The organism is Streptosporangium sp. NBC_01469, assembly GCF_036227305.1.
Lineage (GTDB): Bacteria > Actinomycetota > Actinomycetes > Streptosporangiales > Streptosporangiaceae > Streptosporangium.
Map to the genome: position 1 here is coordinate 3,564,911 of NZ_CP109465.1, position 14,923 is coordinate 3,579,833.

The 14,923-nt window shown below is 68.2% G+C and carries 13 protein-coding genes, 1 tRNA gene and 1 pseudogene; 6 read left to right on the forward strand and 9 right to left on the reverse strand.

The genetic code is table 11. From position 1 onward, the window contains the following. Positions 1–191 precede the first annotated feature (191 nt). The 3 genes from OG587_RS16115 to OG587_RS16125 all read left to right on the forward strand — a co-directional run bounded on the left by OG587_RS16115 (position 192) and on the right by OG587_RS16125 (position 2,863). Positions 192–1,196 carry a hypothetical protein gene (locus tag OG587_RS16115; protein WP_329091098.1) on the forward strand — a complete coding sequence of 335 codons (1,005 nt, stop codon included), beginning with the start codon at positions 192–194 and terminating at the stop codon, positions 1,194–1,196. A 514-nt stretch (positions 1,197–1,710) separates the two neighbouring features. Continuing rightward, complete coding sequence (locus tag OG587_RS16120) at positions 1,711–2,466, forward strand: toxin glutamine deamidase domain-containing protein (RefSeq protein WP_329091100.1); 756 nt, start codon at positions 1,711–1,713, stop codon at positions 2,464–2,466. 127 nt (positions 2,467–2,593) lie between these two features. Then, complete coding sequence (locus OG587_RS16125; protein WP_329091101.1) at positions 2,594–2,863, forward strand: hypothetical protein; 270 nt, start codon at positions 2,594–2,596, stop codon at positions 2,861–2,863. 22 nt (positions 2,864–2,885) lie between these two features. On the opposite strand, the gene OG587_RS16130 is transcribed toward OG587_RS16125, so the two are convergent. The 5 genes from OG587_RS16130 to OG587_RS16150 form a co-directional block, all read right to left on the reverse strand. Continuing rightward, entirely contained in the window at positions 2,886–5,402 is a 2,517-nt protein-coding gene (locus tag OG587_RS16130; protein WP_329091103.1) for an ABC transporter permease, read from the reverse strand. A 1-nt stretch (position 5,403) separates the two neighbouring features. Next, the gene (locus OG587_RS16135; RefSeq protein WP_329091105.1) at positions 5,404–6,174 is read right to left on the reverse strand and encodes an ABC transporter ATP-binding protein; all 771 of its coding nucleotides are present in this window, start codon (positions 6,172–6,174) and stop codon (positions 5,404–5,406) included. 415 nt (positions 6,175–6,589) lie between these two features. Further along, positions 6,590–7,147 (reverse strand): DUF1707 SHOCT-like domain-containing protein, encoded by a 558-nt coding sequence (locus tag OG587_RS16140; RefSeq protein ID WP_329091107.1) that lies wholly within the window; start codon positions 7,145–7,147, stop codon positions 6,590–6,592. A 9-nt stretch (positions 7,148–7,156) separates the two neighbouring features. Continuing rightward, complete coding sequence (locus OG587_RS16145; RefSeq protein WP_329091109.1) at positions 7,157–7,834, reverse strand: response regulator transcription factor; 678 nt, start codon at positions 7,832–7,834, stop codon at positions 7,157–7,159. An 11-nt stretch (positions 7,835–7,845) separates the two neighbouring features. Further along, positions 7,846–9,045 carry a sensor histidine kinase gene (locus OG587_RS16150; protein WP_329091111.1) on the reverse strand — a complete coding sequence of 400 codons (1,200 nt, stop codon included), beginning with the start codon at positions 9,043–9,045 and terminating at the stop codon, positions 7,846–7,848. Between the two features lie 872 nt (positions 9,046–9,917). Here OG587_RS16150 and OG587_RS16155 point away from each other — a divergent pair. Both OG587_RS16155 and OG587_RS16160 read left to right on the forward strand, forming a co-directional pair. Then, the gene (locus OG587_RS16155; protein ID WP_329091113.1) at positions 9,918–10,625 is read left to right on the forward strand and encodes a response regulator transcription factor; all 708 of its coding nucleotides are present in this window, start codon (positions 9,918–9,920) and stop codon (positions 10,623–10,625) included. Between the two features lie 461 nt (positions 10,626–11,086). Beyond that, complete coding sequence (locus OG587_RS16160; RefSeq protein WP_329091115.1) at positions 11,087–12,463, forward strand: sensor histidine kinase; 1,377 nt, start codon at positions 11,087–11,089, stop codon at positions 12,461–12,463. A 145-nt stretch (positions 12,464–12,608) separates the two neighbouring features. Here OG587_RS16160 and OG587_RS16165 read toward each other — a convergent pair. The 3 genes and pseudogenes from OG587_RS16165 to bcp form a co-directional block, all read right to left on the reverse strand. Continuing rightward, a tRNA-Leu gene (locus OG587_RS16165) sits at positions 12,609–12,681 on the reverse strand. Between the two features lie 28 nt (positions 12,682–12,709). After that, positions 12,710–13,117: pseudogene (locus OG587_RS47175) on the reverse strand (HNH endonuclease signature motif containing protein); the annotation flags it as partial. Between the two features lie 105 nt (positions 13,118–13,222). Continuing rightward, positions 13,223–13,687, reverse strand: coding sequence for a thioredoxin-dependent thiol peroxidase (gene bcp, locus OG587_RS16170; protein WP_329091116.1), 465 nt, complete (start codon positions 13,685–13,687; stop codon positions 13,223–13,225). A 111-nt stretch (positions 13,688–13,798) separates the two neighbouring features. Between bcp and OG587_RS16175 the strand changes: the two genes are divergently transcribed. Beyond that, a complete protein-coding gene (locus tag OG587_RS16175; protein ID WP_329091119.1) occupies positions 13,799–14,131 on the forward strand; it encodes a DUF3618 domain-containing protein in 333 nt (110 codons plus the stop codon). Positions 14,132–14,208: 77 nt separating this feature from the next. Here OG587_RS16175 and OG587_RS16180 read toward each other — a convergent pair whose 3' ends face one another. After that, positions 14,209–14,919, reverse strand: coding sequence for a hypothetical protein (locus OG587_RS16180; protein WP_329091120.1), 711 nt, complete (start codon positions 14,917–14,919; stop codon positions 14,209–14,211). Between the last annotated feature and the right edge of the window lie 4 nt (positions 14,920–14,923).

The window sequence follows — 14,923 nt, forward strand, 5'->3', positions numbered from 1 at the left end:
CCGTCTCGCACGGATCGCTCTGGGAGCAGCGGGTGAGCATGGGTTCGCTCTGGCGGGCGGCTATGTCGTGCAGGCCCATGGCGTGCTTCAACGCCCCAGCGAGGATCCCCGACGACCAAACCGCCCTTGGTGCCGCCTGGACTCTGGAAGGTACCGTGGCTTCATTGGCGGCTTCTAGGCGGGGAGGACCCATGGACCGTCGAGGATTCCTGATAGCCGGCGGGGCGACGCTGGGCGGCATCGCCACGCGCTGGAGCGAGGCGTTCGACCAGCTACCCATGACCTCGACAGGCCGCCGTACACTCACCGTCAGAATGGTCTCCCACCTTGAGCAACGCCTGGATGACCTGCGTCATCTGGACGATGTCCTGGGTGGCGGAGAGCTACGGCAGATCGCCATCGCGGAACTCCAGCTGATCAGCTCGTTGGCCGACAAGGCTGTTTACAACTCCGACGCCGGACGGCGTCTGTTCGTGACCGTCTGTGAAGCCGCGCGCATCTGCGGTTGGCAGCACTTCGACGCGGGCCGCCAGGCCGCCGCACAGAAATACTTCATCACCGCCCTGCGGGCTTCGGCTACCGCCGGTGATCCCGAAGCCGGAGCGAACGTCCTGGCCTTCATGGCCATCCAGACCTACTCCGTCGGTAACCCTCAGGACGCCGTCAACCTGGTCCAGACGGCTCAGAGCCAGACCAAGCAGCGCACGACTCCACGCGTACGGTCAATGCTTCACGCTCGCGCCGCCCGCGCACTGTCCAAGACATCGCACAGCCTGTACGCCTGCACTCGGGAGCTCTCCCATGCCCGCGTCGCCATGGCGCAGGGGCCTCACGATGACGATCCACCCTGGATTTACTGGATGACCGAAGGCGAGATCGAGATGCTCGCCGGATCGTGCGCGCTCGACCTGGGACATCCCCGGCAGGCACTTCATTTCTTTGAGGCCGCCCGTGCCGCCGAATATTCGGCCGATGGTTACGTCCGAGACAACGCCCTTTATCTCACCAGGGCGGCCGAGGCGCATCTCGCGCTTGGTGAGATCGATGAAGCCTGCGCGGCTGGAAGGCAGGCATTCAAACAAAGCGGAGGTGTCGACTCCACCCGCCCATCCAAGGCGATCACCGACCTCCGCAAACGGCTGAGGCCACACCGCCACACTCCGAGCGTCCGGGATTTCCTCGAACTCACCGCTTGAAAGCACCAAGACCAACCATTTCCCTGTCCCGGCCGACTTCCCATTTATGCGGGCAGGAAGTGTCTCCGAGTGGATATCCCCGCGGACGCGGGGCCGACCCATGGCCACGCTCACCGCCCCGCCAGAACGCAGGAGCACCCCCGCGTGTGTGAGTCCGACATTTTGTGAGCTGTGGGTTTACCGACGTAGGGCCCGTGTTTTTATTAGGTGCATCCGGGATAGATCGCCAATCTTGGCCAGTGTCAACGAAGCAGTACGAAGTTAGGGAAAACCGAGATGGCTCGCAAGGCTATCGGAAGGGGGAAGGTTTGAGCCGCGTTCCTGCACGTCTTTGATCTTCCGTCTCGTACGAGGCCCATACCGTTGAACGGCACCAAACCACGTCCCTCGCCATGTGGTGGCCCCTCCGCTGCCCATCTCAGGGCGGTCGCCGGGCTTTAAATGGTCAACTCCTTCGTGTCGCGGAGAGTGCCGCCCTACTATCGGGCTCCCAGGGGATGGTGACGGGGGAGCCGTGAACGAGTGGAGTCTGGCCTCGGGGGTCTACAACCCCGTGGTGACGGTGGACGGGCAGCGGTGGCGGGACTTCGAGCTGGAGGTCCAGCTGCCGGTCGTGGCGCCGGCGCCGCGCGAGCGGGAGCGGGAGCGGATGCGCTGGGGTCCGGCGCGGCTGGACCAGTGCAGGCCGTACGGGCTGGCGGGCGGGTTGGCCAGGCCCGATCCGCAGACCGAGGAGGACATGCTGGGGGCCGTCCCCGTCACCGAGCAGGGCACCCCGCGCCGCTTCCCCGACCCGCGCGGCATGTGGATCAGGCTGATCAACGGGACCGGCTCGGCGGACGACCCGTTCCGGGCGACCAACGCGATCGACTGCGCCCTGTCGGTGCTCTCCACCTGGTACGGCACCCCCGCGGTGGCCGCGCCACGCAGGCCCGAGTACGACCGGGTGGGCAGGCCGCTGCTCAGCGGGGAGGCCGGGGGAGTGGCCAGGGCGGAGCGGTGGCTGGGGCAGCGCTTCCAGTACGTGGGGCAGGGGCGCCACTCCTACCTCCCGATCGCGCAGGCGCTGCTGGCCGGGGGACACGGCTCCTCCGCGGTCATCATCAACCGCTGGCCGGCCGGGGGCAGCCACGCCTGGAACGCGGTGAACTTCGACGGCGAGGTGATCTGGATCGACGCGCAGCGGGGTCACATGGCGGTGGAGCCGCCGTACGAGTCGGTGACCGGCGTGTTCTGCGTCGTGATCGACAGGGAGGGACGGCGGCTGTGACGCCTTTCCCGACGCCTTCCCAGTCACCTTTTTCGACGCCTTCCCAGACGCCCTCCCCGACGCCTTTCCCAACGGCTTCCCCCGCCGAGGCGGGTTCCCGCGAGATGAGCGAGACGAGGAGGACAGGGTGAACCCGGACCAGGCGAGGGCGGTGGCGGAGGAGTACTTCAACGGGGTCCGAGGCCCTGGCTCCGCCGTCGAGATAAGGATTTATGCCTTCAACGACGGCTATGTCGCCTGGTCGAACGAGCCCGAGTCCGACGATCCCAGCGTGCTGCCCGACACTGTCGGCTCCGGATGCGTGGTCATCGACAGGACCACCGGCGAGATCGTCATCCGGCCGCTGCTCAACCCCGAGAGCGTGGCCGAGCAATGGCCGGGACGCCGCCCCCGATAGCGAGACGTCCCGGCCGCGACACTCAGCCGCTCGCGAGTGAGCCCACGACCGAGGCGCGGGCCGCGCGCCGGGCGGGCAGGACGGCGGCGAGCACCCCGGCCAGGCCGGACAGGGCCACGAACGACAGGATCTGCGGCACCGGCAGCTGGAAGATGACGTTGTCGGTCATCGTCTGCGCGGCGGCCCAGCCGAATGCGATGCCCAGCGTCACGCCGACCAGCGCGCCGATGAGCCCCAGGACCAGCGCCTCGACCGAGAGCATCCGCCGCAGCTGGGGCCGGGTCAGGCCGAGTGCCCGCAGCAGCGCGGACTCGCGGGTGCGCTCGTGGACCGACAGGGAGAGCGTGTTGGCGATGCCCAGCAGGGAGATGAGCACCGCCAGGCCGAGCAGCCCCGTGATGATCATCAGCACCATGTCGAGCGCCTCGTCGAACTGGCCCCGCATCTCCGTCGAGCTGGCGACCTTCGCCGTCGGGTACGGCTCCGTCGCCGCCTCGACCGCCGCGAGCGCCCGGTCCGGGGCGACGCCGTCCCGGTGCTTGATCATCACCCGGCTGTCGCCGATCTCGCCGAAGTAGCGGTCGAAGTCCCGCTCGGGCACCGTCACGGCGGCGAGGCTCGCGTCGATGTCGGAGAGGCCCACGATCGTCAGGTCGACCGCGCCCGCCTTCGCCGTCCGTACGGTGATCCGGTCACCGACCCCGAGCTTGAGCCGTTCGGCGACGCGCTCGGTGACGAGCGCGGTCCCCGGCACGAGCCGGTCGAGCGAGCCCGCGTCGAGCGGCGGGTTGAAGCCGGGGACCGGGGTGAAGGTTCCCACGTCGTACCGCGCGGTCCCGGTCGCGAGCCTGGCGGTGGTCTCGCGGAAGGCGATGACCGAGTCCAGCTCGGGCCTGGTCCGGAGGTTCTCGGCGATCACGCGGGGCAGGCCCGAGTCGCGCTCCTGGGTCTGCACCAGGTAGTCGAAGGGGAACTGCTCGTCGAGCTGCTGGGTGTACGTCACCCGCACGGTGCCGGTGACGACGGAGATGACCGTCATCAGCGTCACGCCCACGGTGAGTGCCACGGTGGTGGTCGCCGACCGCTTCGGGTTGCGCCGGGAGTTGTCCACGGCCAGCCTGCCGGGTACGCCGAAAAGCCTGGCGGGCACCCACCCCGCGAAGGCGGACAGCGGCTTGACGATCACCGGCCCGAGGGTCAGCACCGCCAGGAAGACGAACGAGCAACCGGCCATGACCACCACCAGGGCGGTCTCTCCGGGCTTCATGGAGATCCCCGCCACCGAGGCGCCCACGCCCGCGACCAGGAACAGCCCCGCGAAGATCATCCGTACCAGGCCGGTCCTGAAGGTCTGCTCCTCGGTCTGCGAGCGCAGCGCCGCGATCGGCGCCACCCGCGTCGCGGCCCGCGCGGGCAGCAGGGCCGCGCCGACCGTGACCGTCAGGCCGATGACCAGGCCCAGGACGATGGTGCGCGGCGTCAGGGTGGTGGCGGCGGCCGAGGGCAGCGGCGCGTCGAACGCGGTGAGCACGGCGAGCGCCCCCGCGCCCAGGCCGTAGCCGAACAGCAGGCCGAGCACCGACGACAGCAGGCCGACCACGGCCGACTCCAGCACGATCGACCCGAAGACCTGCCCGCGCGTCGCCCCAATGCACCTCAGCAGCGCCATCTCGCGGGTCCGCTGGGCCACCAGGATGTTGAAGGTGTTGTAGATGACCAGCGCGGCCACGAACATCGCCACCACGCCGAACAGCAGCAGGCCCAGCATCAGGAAGTCGCTGTTGGCGCCGTTGGAGGCGGCCAGCTCCGCCGCGTACCGCTCACCGGTCCTGACCTTGTGCCCCGCGCCCACGGCCGCGGCGACCGAGCCGCGCAGCGCCTCCTGGGTGACACCCTCGGCGGCGGCGACGTCGATCTCCCGGTACCCCTCCTGCCCGGTCATCCTTTTGGCCGTGTCCGTGGTGTAGCCGACCGCGCCGAAGTATCCGAGCTCCTGGTCCAGGCCGATGTCGAACAGGCCCACCAGGGTGAACTCGTGCCGGGCGTTCTTCACGTCGAGCACCGCGATGGTGTCGCCGACCTTGAAACCCCTGGTCCTCGCGGTGCCCTCGTCGAGCACGGCCTGCGTCGCGGTCCTCGGGGCCGTACCGCTCACGATCGATGTACGGTTCAAATCGCCCCCGGGCAGGGAGATCCCCGCGGTGGGGAAGTCGCCGGCGGTCTTGCCGTCCTTGCCGAGCAGGGCGGACGTGCCTCGCACCAGCCCCTGGGCGTCGGCGACGCCGTCCACGGCGCGCACCTTCTCCAGGGTCGCCTCGGGGGCTGTCGGAGGCTCGTCGCCGTTCCCCTCAGGCAGGGGGGTCACGGCGACGTCGATCCTGTCGGCCGCCGCCGAGAACTTCTCGGTGAAACCCGCGTCGACGGTGTCGGTCAGGACGAACGTCCCCGCGATGAAGCCCACCCCCAGCGCGATCGCCAGCGACGTCAGTACCAGGCGCAGCCGGTGCGCGAGCAACCCGGCCAGCGTCGTTTTCAGCACCTCACGCCTCCAGCTTCATCAGCGTGTCCAGCACCGACTGCGGCGTCGGCCCGGTCAGCTCGCTGACCGGCAGGCCGTCGCGGAGGAAGACCACCCGGTCGGCGTACGAGGCCGCCACCGGGTCGTGGGTGACCATCACGATCGTCTGGTCGAGCTCGCGCACCGACGTCCGCAGGAAGGACAGCACCTCGGCGCCGCTGCGCGAGTCCAGGTTGCCGGTGGGCTCGTCGGCGAAGATCACCTGTGGCCTGCTGATCAGGGCGCGGGCGACCGCGACGCGTTGCTGCTGGCCGCCCGACAGCTCCGAGGGCCTGTGGCCCAGCCGGTCACGCAGCCCCACGGTCTCCACGACCAGGTCGAACAGCGCGGGGTCGGCCAGCCGCCCGGCGATCTCCAGCGGGAGCCGGATGTTCTGCTCGGCCGTCAGCGTCGGCAGCAGGTTGAACGCCTGGAAGACGAAGCCGATCCGCTCGCGGCGGAGCATGGTGAGCTGCCTGTCGTTGAGCCCGGTCAGCTCCACGTCCCCGATGCGCACCTGCCCGCCGCTCACCGTGTCCAGCCCGGCCAGGCAGTGCATCAGCGTGGACTTCCCCGACCCCGAGGGGCCCATGATCGCGGTGAAGGCGCCCGTCGAGAAGGAGACGTCCACCCCCCGCAACGCGTGCACGGCGGTGTCCCCCCGGCCGTACACCTTGGTGAGTCCCCTGGCCGTCACGGCCGGCACCGCGCTTCCCCGCGCGTCCCACGCGCCGACCTCTCCGGTGATGGTCACGGCAGCTCTCCTCAACAACGTATGGCGTTATGACGGACCAAACGGTATTGACGGGGAGAGGGGGATCCATCAGGCATTAGGCCTGACTTGCGAGGTGGCGGAGGGGTCCGGAGAAGGACGGGCGCGACCTCCGTCGTAGCACCGCCTCGGCCATTCGGCTGAGGCGGCCGGGACGATCGGGACGCTCGGGGTGACTGGGGTGACTGGGGCGCGGCCAGGATGGCCGAGGTGACCGGGGCGACGGGACAACCGGGGCGACCGGGATGGCTGAGGCGGCAGGATGGCAGGGAAGGCCGGGAAGGCCGGGAAGACGACATAACGGGGCGGCGGGATGGTCGAGGCGACCGGGATGGCCGGGGCGACCGGGATTCCGCTCCCGGGGAGGTTCTTCCTCTGCCCTCGCTCCCGCCCGGGTCTACTTTCGCGGGTATTTGATCTTCAGGGTGCCCAGGCCGACCTTGCCGGTGACGCGTAGCACCGGCGCGTCCGGATGGCCCGGATCGGTGGCCTTGTTGCTGATCGTGCCCATGTTCGTGGTCAGCGAGTCGACCCACACGGTCCACCCTCGCGGCACGATCACCAGGATGTTGCCCATCCCGCAGGTCGCCTCCAGCAGCACCTCGCGGTGCGAGCAGACCGCCTCGGTGAAGTCGATCTTCACGTTGCCCGAGGTGCAACTCGCCACGATGCGCGCGGGCACCACCCAGTAGTCCTTCTGCTGCACATGCCCGTGCTTCGTCCGCAACTCCAGGACCCCGCCCCCGACGCCCGGCACGGCGAGCGACGAGTTCAGCGGCAGGTCGGCGGTGAGAGCCCTCAGATCGGCGTACGTCCTGGCGGACTGCGTCCGCTCGATCCGCTCCTCCAGCTCCTCCAGGGTGATCCGCCCTTCTCCCGCGGCCACGCGCAACTGCTCGATGACCGCGTCACGGTCGGCGTGCGACGCGCGAAGCCGGCCGTCAGAGTCCGTCATACGATCATGCTAGTCGGCCGAATGCGGAGTTACGATCCCTGATTCATAGGCATATACGACGACCTGCGCTCGATCTCTCAGGCTCAGCTTGGCCAGTATCCGGCCCAGGTGCGTCTTGACCGTCGCCTCCGCCAGCTCCAGCCGACCGGCGATCTCCATGTTCGACAAGCCCCTGGCCACCAGCACCAACACCTCCCGCTCCCGCGCCGTCAACCCGGACAGCACCGCGGGCTCGGCCGCCCCCGCCGAGGGAAGGTGCACCGCGAAACGCTCCAGCAACCGCCGCGTCGTGCTCGGCGCCACCACCGCGTCCCCGCTGTGCACCGACTGGATCGCGCTCACCAGATCGGCGGGCGGCACATCCTTCAGCAGGAACCCCGACGCACCCGCCTTCAACGCCGCGAACGCGTACTCGTCCAGATCGAACGTGGTCAGGATCAGCACCCGAGGACCTTCCGCCACCGAACGGATCAGCCGCGTCGCCTCCACCCCGTCCATGACCGGCATCCGCACGTCCATCAGCACCACGTCCACGGCGACCGTCCGCACCGCCTCCACCGCCGCCGCCCCGTTGCCCGCCTCCGCGACGATCTCGATACCGGGCTGGGCGCTGAGAACCATGCGGAAACCGGTGCGCAGCAACTCCTGGTCGTCGACCAGCATCACGCGAATCACCTGGTCGTCCATCGCGTAATCCGTCAAGCCGCCCGACCTGCCCCGGTATCGCCGACCGGCAGCCGCGCCACCACCTGGAACCCGCCGCCGGGAACGGGCCTCGCCTCCACGCTCCCGCCGAACAGCGCGACCCGCTCCCGCATGCCGACCAGGCCGTGCCCGCCCTCGCGCTCCGGCGTCGCGGCACCGCGGCCGTCGTCGGTCACCCGCACGAGCAGCTCCCGCACGTCGTACTCCATCTCGACCGTGGCCCTGCTGTCCGGACCGCCATGCTTGAGGGTATTGGTGAGCGCCTCCTGAACGATCCGGTAAACCGTCAGCTGCTCCCCCTCGGGAAGCTCCCGGGGAACGCCGGACACCCGCAACTCCACCGGTAACCCCGACTCCCGCACCTGCGCCACCAGGCCGTCCAGCTGCGACAGGCTCGGCTGCGGAGCGTACTCCTCCTGGACACCGTCGGCCCGCAACACGCCCACCATCCGCCGCATCTCCGCCAGCGCCCTGCGGCCCGTGGCCGAGACCGCCTCCATCGCCCTGCGCGCCTGCTCCGGATCGCGGTCGATCGCGTACCCCGCCCCATCGGCCTGAACGATGATCACACTCACGTTGTGCGCGACCACGTCGTGCAGCTCACGGGCGATCCTGGCCCGCTCCGCCGCCGCCGCCAGCCTGGCCTGCTGATCGCGCTCCCGCTCGGCCCGCTCGGCCCGCTCCTCCAGACTCTCCAGGTAACGACGGCGGGTGTTCGCGTAGATCCCCGCCATCCAGATCGCCGCCGCGAACGCCGAGGCCGTGGCGAAGGCACTTGGGTCAAGCCCCTGAGGAACCCGTCCGAACACCAGGAACAACCCCAGCTCCACCACCAGACCCGCCCCGACCGCCCAGCGCAGCGGGCGCCGCGACGCCACGCCGTACATGGCGACGAGCACGGAGACGTTGAAGAACAGGGGCGACACCCCGACGAGCCACTGCAGGAAAGAGGTGAGCGAGATGATCGTGAAGACCGCGACGGGACGCTCGCGCAACCAGAACAGCGGCACGAACAGCAGCAGCGTCAGCCCCGCGAACCCCCACAGCCCGATCCTCTCCGCCCCCCAGGCCACCACGTCGATCACCCCGACGGTCCAGACGTTGAGCAGCGAGACCAGCAGGAACGGAGTCAGCCACAGGGCATCCGTGATCCTGGGATGGCGCCCGCTCCAGGCGCGTAGTCTGCCGAACACATCACTACGATATGTATGCGCAGATCAGACCCCTTCCCCCTCAAGGTGGAACCCGGTGTACGACTCAGGTCGCACATCGGGTCGCACATTCGGCACGGCTTACACAGCCTTTACCGTCTCTGGGGCACCATGGTTTTCGGGAGCGCCCTACGGGGTGAGTAAAGGGAGATAGTTTGTGGTGATCAATCACAAAGACGCCGGGTCGCGCGGCCACGAGGACAGGCCGCGCGACCTGACGTTTTCTCCCCGCCGCGCCGGATAGCAGGCGCTCCGCCCGCTCGGCTGCCTCGGTGACCTCACCCGATCACCCGAGTGGAATCGCGGAGTTCTCCTCTTCGGCGGCGGACGGCGTGCCGTCTCGGGCGACGCCGGTTCCATGAACGGCCGGCCGGGGCTCACCCGGGCGACTCGCCGGAGCCGTCCCCGTCCGAACGATCGCGTGACGCCGCCCCCGCGCCCGGCGACCTCGTGGCAGCTCCGGCGATGCCATCTCGATCCGAGATGACAGTCTTCACCAATTATCGCGTTCACTGCGGAACGGGGAGTTTCCCTCAAGCGTTAAAAGGGTCAAGGGAGCCGAAAGCGGGCAAAAAGGGGCTGTGTGATCGGACGCTCTCCGGAAGCGGCGCTCCGGCCCGACGGTCCGCTCAAGAGATGATGACCATGGCCATGTTCACACCTGAGAAAATCGACAATCGTGACATACAGCTCCCTCCTCCGGGCTGTCGAAGACGTTCGGCGGCAAGAAGAGGGCGAGGAAGCCGCGGGCGATCGCCGAACGGGCCGCCGATCTGTCCCAAGGCCGGCCGCGTCGGCCGGGGGCGGGGCGGCAGCAGGGAAACGCCCGCGGTCGCGGTGAGCGGGGACATCCGATGATCCGAGTTCTCGTGGTGGAGGATCAGCAGGCGCTCGCCGGCGCTCTCAAGATCGCGATCGACGCCCAGCCGGACCTCGAATGCGTGGGGACCTTCGGGACGGTCGAGGATGCCATGCCACTCGCGACGGCGTCCGGCGCCGACGTCGTGCTCATGGACATTCATCTGCCCGACGCCGACGGGGTCGAGGGCGGGATCGAAGGCACGAGGCGGATCAAGGTGTCTCACCCGGAGGCCCGCGTCCTCATCCTGGCGGAGGACGCCACCCCCGACCTCTTCGTAGCCTCCGTGGCGGCGGGTGCCGCGGGCTTCCTCGCGAAGGACCACGCGTTCGCGGACATTCTCCGGGCGATCCGGGCCTCGATCAACCAGAAGATCATCATGGTCGAGTGCGACACACTCGGCGCGCTCCTCAACGGCATACGGCCCGGCGCGTCATCGGCGAACGGCCGCGAGAACTGGGCGAGGCTCACCGCCCGCGAACTGGAGGTGCTGGCGTTGATGGGGGAGGGGCTCTGCCCTCGCGCGATCGCCGAAAGGCTCATCGTGAGCCTGTACACCGCACGCGGCCACATCAAGAACGTCATGGTGAAGCTGGGCGCGCACAGTCAACTGGAGGCGGTGGTCGTGGCCGCCAGGACGAAGCTCCTGCCCGGCCTGCAAGCCCGGTCAACATCCCCGATTCGGTCCATTTGGGGGGAATAGTCGGACCACCTGAGGGTGGTGGATCCCCGGGAGATCCCTTTAAGGTTTTGAACCAGGCCGCGCTCCACATTGTCGCGGCTTTTCCACTTCTTCAAACAATCGGCTTGAAACGCCACGTGTTGGCGCTCACCAAGGGTGCCCCGTTTTCGCCGATCTACCCGGGCAACATGCCGGGCTTGCCGTGGACAGAGGTGATGACGCTGTGCCCCCGACACCGGCCTCTCACGACCATCCAGCCGTTCCGACATCGTCGGTCATCTGCCGGCAGGAGCCCCGACCGGCCTCGCCGGATGGCATGGTCCGTGCTCATCGGCCTGGGACGAGGCACGCACGACGCTGAGAACTCATCCATCAGGTGCCCTCGTTTAGGCGATTGAAAAATGAGCGTTAAACACTGCGTTTCACTTATAACACGTGTCACCCTGTTCGCCTCTGTAACGGCGGCCCTGCTGTGCACACTGGTGGCCACAGTGCTCATGGTCGCCATCCACCGTTTCGGCACGGAGTCGCTCACCACGGAGATCGTCGCGGACGGCGGCCGGGTGGCCATGCAGGTGGAGCGGGGCAGGGCGGCCTACCCCCTCGCACAGAACCCGTTCCGCCATATCCAGGTCGTCGACGCACGGGGCCGGGTCGTCGCCTCGACCCCCAAACTGCGAGGCAAGCCGCGCATGGCGACGTTCACCCCCGCCAACAAGGCCACCGCACAATCCGTCGTGTGCGGCGAGGTCTTTCCTCCTGGCGAATGCGACATCGTGATCGCGCAGTGGGCCTACCGGGAGGGCGGGAACTGGATCGTCTACTCCGCCTCCCCCACGGTCCCTCCGTGGGTCGATCCGAGGCTGGCCGCACTGGTCGGCGGGGCCGCGGTGGTGCTCGCCGCGGCCGTCACCTATCTCGGCCGCCGGATCGCCGTCGCGTCCCTCAAGCCGGTGACCGCCATCCGAGTGGAACTCGACGAGATCAACGAGACCTCCCTCAGCCGCCGGGCGCCCGTACCGCCCTGCGATGACGAGATCCACGATCTGGCCATCAGCATCAACCACACGCTGAGCCGCCTACAGGCCGCGGTGGAGCAGCAGCGCCAGTTCGCCTCGGACGCCTCCCACGACCTGCGCAGTCCCATCGCCGCCATCCGTGCCGAGGTGGAGGACGCCCTGCTCGCGCCTCAGGAGACCAGTGTGCCCAAGCTGGGGGGCACCGTTCTGGGCGGTCTGGAGCGGCTTCAGGCGATCGTGCACGACCTGCTGACCATCGCGCGGCTGGACGCGGGGAGTTCGGGTGCGCACGACGCGATCGACCTGGCCGAACTCGTCGCCACGGAGTGCCGGATGCGCCACCACATGAGAAACGGGTGTGAGTTCTCGCTTGAGCCCGGTGTGGTGGTGATCGGCGACCGGTTGCGGATGGGCCGCCTTCTCACCAACCTCATCGACAACGCCGAACGGCACGCCGACAGCAAGATCATCATCGATGTCCGGCGCGCGCCGGGCGACGAGGGCGACGGCCGGCGATTCCCGCACGGCATCGCGGTGCTGGAGGTGCTCGACGACGGGCCGGGCATCGATCCGGACAAGCGCGAGCAGGTGTTCCAGCGGTTCGCCCGGCTGGACACCGCCCGCAGCAAGGACGCCGGAGGCACCGGGCTGGGCCTGCCGATCGCCCGGCAGATCGCCGAGACGAGCGGGGGCACCCTCCGGATCGAGGACAGCCCCCGCGGCGCGCGTTTCGTGCTCCGCCTCCCGCTTCACGAGGGCGCCGCGCTTCCCTCACTCCAAGACCCCGGCCTCGCCGAACGTGGCGGCGCGGTCTTCCTTGAGGACGGATTCGCGCAGTAATTGAATGGCTCTGCGTATGACCGCGGCTCTCGACGCGAAGCGTCTTTCGCTCCGGCAGTATTCTATAAAGAATGAATCCTGGGGCGATATTGTTACGCTGGTGTCTATCGACTTCATGTCGATCGGAATATCTTGAATTGTTTTGTGGGGTCGACGGGATTCGAACCCGCTCTGGACGACACCTAAAATCGTTGCCTCTACCGTTGGGCTACGACCCCTATTCTTTCCTGCGAAATTCTCTGTCTGTGAATGGCAATTGGGGCAGAGAAAGCGCAGGTTTTCTTTTCTGTTGTCCAGCCAGTCGCCATTGATATGGTCAACGTGCAGTGTCAATGTCTGACCCTGCCAGACGCCCTTGATCCTACATCCCGCGCAGCCGTACGGCATCCCGATCGCGATCAAGCTGCGTCTGAGCTGCCCTGGGTCCGGGCGCGGGCTGCCCTCCGGCCGTACGACCAGAACCTGTTCCGGGAGGCGGCGTCGCGGTGAGGGCTGCCCCTTGTTGGGGGAGACCCTGCGAAAGTGCGACGTGTCGATTCCGAAGCGCTTCAGCTGGCGGCTGATGTGGGCGTGGTTGCCGCCCGCGATGGTGATGCCGAGACGGCGCAGGACGTCGGCGATGCTGAGGGAGTCGGCTGCGGCCTCCGCCAGCATTTCGGGGGTGTATTTGTATTTGGTGGGCACGCCCCAAGTTTAGGTAATGGGACTGACAATTCTCGGGGCGTGCTCATGTCATATTAAATGGTGAAAAACGGGTAATTAGTCGAGGCCGAGTTCGCGGCGGAGGCGGGCCACGTGGCCGGTCGCCTTCACGTTGTAGAGAGCCTTCTCGATCTTGCCGTCGGCGTCGATGACGAAGGTGGAGCGGATGACCCCGACGGTCGTCTTGCCGTACATCGTCTTCTCCCCGTACACGTCGTAGGCCTTGTGGACCTCAAGGGAGGGGTCGGACAGGAGCGGGAAGGTCAGGGCGTCGTGCTCGACGAACTTGGCGAGCTTGGCCGGGCTGTCCTTCGAGACGCCGAGCACGGCGAATCCGGCCGAGGTCAGCGAGGCGAGGCTGTCGCGGAAGTCGCAGGCCTGCTTGGTGCAGCCCGGGGTCATCGCGGCGGGATAGAAGTAGAGGATGACGCGCTTGCCGCGATGTGTCTCCAGCGACACGGTGGTGCCGTCGGCGGCGGGAAGCGTGAAGTCCGGGGCGGCGTCGCCCGGCTCAAGTTTCATGGTGTTCCTCCGAGGAATGGTTCCCAGGTCAACTTACCGGCCTGTCCGAAGTGCCGCGGGTGGGCGGGACCTGACAGACTGATCAATGTCAAGGAGTAGGGGAGGAGAGCCATGGCGGACACCGATCCCGCGGAGTTGGAGCGGCAGATCGAGCGCACGCGCGCGGAGTTGGCCCAGACGGTGGACGCCATCGCGGACCGGGTGAGCCCCAAGCGGGTCGCGGCGCGCGGTGTGGCGAAGGTCCGGGCGAACGCGGAGCATCTCGTCGGCCAGGTCGGTGACCTGGTGGGCGGCGCGGCGGGGCCGAAGCCGGTCAGGCTCGCCGGCGAGCCCGAGGATCTGTGGGCGGACGACCGGCCGGACCTGGCGCCGATCCTGATCGGGGTGGGGGCGGTGCTGGCGCTCGGCGCGGTGGTCATGCTGTGGCGGCGCCGTCGGCCGTGACCGGCGGACGGCGCCGTCGCGCGGTGGTGGGTGTGCGGGGTGTCGGCACCGCTCCCGGGGATGAGCGGTGCCGGGTGTCAGCCGGCGCGGCGCAGTCGGCGGCCGATCGCGGTGAAGAGCCGCCGGGGAAGTGCCAGCGCCAGTACGGCGAGGACGACGTGCACCGTGATGAAGGCGTAGGCCTCGCTCCGTGTCGCCGGGTGGCCGAGCCGGACCGTCATGTGATGGGCCCAGTCCCAGAGTTCTGGGATCCCGTCCAGCCTGCGGTTCATGGAGACCGCCACCAGGTCTTCGAGGCCGGACATCTGCAGGATCGTCATGGCCGTGCCGGTCCGCAGTACGCCTTCGCGTGAACCCCCACCGATCCGGTAGGCGAGGGTGAGCGCTATGAGGAGGAACGGTACGAACACCACCACGTGCAGGTAGAGATCTTCGAAGACGGCGGATCCGTCCGCCATGTCCATCGCGATCATGAAGGTCTTGGGCACGAAGTAGCAGAGGAAAGCCAGGAAGATCGCGGGCAGTGCGACCAGGTGCAGCCGCAGCCGCCGCGCCCACGCGATGTTCAGCCAGGCGATGGCGACGCAGGCGGCGATCTGGGGTGTCAGCTTGACGAACAGCATCCACGCCGAGGTGATCTCCCGCTCGTAGGGGATGACGAAGCGCACTATGGCGGCCAGCAGTATCGCCAGGGCCCCCACCAGCAGCGTTACCCGATTGTCCAGCCAGAACGAACCGGTCGTGACGGAAGGTGGTGCGTCCGTCCGGGTGGACGATGAAGACGGCATTGAA

What these genes read in the sequence shown, in the direction of transcription:
- bcp (WP_329091116.1), bottom strand. Translation starts at nt 13,687, where the DNA reads ATGAAACTTGAGCCGGGCGACGCCGCCCCGGACTTCACGCTTCCCGCC.
- OG587_RS16140 (WP_329091107.1), bottom strand. Translation starts at nt 7,147, where the DNA reads ATGACGGACTCTGACGGCCGGCTTCGCGCGTCGCACGCCGACCGTGAC.
- OG587_RS16155 (WP_329091113.1), top strand. Translation starts at nt 9,918, where the DNA reads ATGATCCGAGTTCTCGTGGTGGAGGATCAGCAGGCGCTCGCCGGCGCT.
- OG587_RS16180 (WP_329091120.1), bottom strand. Translation starts at nt 14,919, where the DNA reads ATGCCGTCTTCATCGTCCACCCGGACGGACGCACCACCTTCCGTCACG.
- OG587_RS16145 (WP_329091109.1), bottom strand. Translation starts at nt 7,834, where the DNA reads ATGGACGACCAGGTGATTCGCGTGATGCTGGTCGACGACCAGGAGTTG.
- OG587_RS16175 (WP_329091119.1), top strand. Translation starts at nt 13,799, where the DNA reads ATGGCGGACACCGATCCCGCGGAGTTGGAGCGGCAGATCGAGCGCACG.
- OG587_RS16115 (WP_329091098.1), top strand. Translation starts at nt 192, where the DNA reads ATGGACCGTCGAGGATTCCTGATAGCCGGCGGGGCGACGCTGGGCGGC.